Consider the following 279-nt stretch of genomic DNA (forward strand, 5'->3'; position numbering starts at 1 on the left):
CAACACGGGTTTCGGCACGCGGCGCGGCGCGCTCGCGATGCTCGCGCTTGCGGCCATGCTGGTCGCGGGCGGATGTGGCAAGGGCGGGCCGGATACCGCGCCGCCGGCCGTGCGAAGCGCGACCGTCGTGACGGTGCGCCCGACCGCGGTGCCGATGACGGTCGAATTGCCTGGGCGGCTCGACGCGTATCGGCAGGCGGAAGTGCGCGCGCGGGTCGCGGGGATCGTGACCGCGCGAACGTACGACGAAGGGCAGGAAGTGAAGCAGGGCGCGGTGCT

1 pseudogene is annotated in these 279 nt (G+C 73.5%); it reads left to right on the forward strand.

Annotated elements, in window-relative coordinates:
- Positions 1-37 precede the first annotated feature (37 nt).
- Positions 38-279: pseudogene (locus SB771_RS34120) on the forward strand (efflux transporter periplasmic adaptor subunit); the annotation flags it as partial.

The sequence above is a fragment of the Burkholderia sp. SIMBA_051 genome (assembly GCF_046534915.1).
GTDB lineage: Bacteria > Pseudomonadota > Gammaproteobacteria > Burkholderiales > Burkholderiaceae > Burkholderia > Burkholderia ambifaria.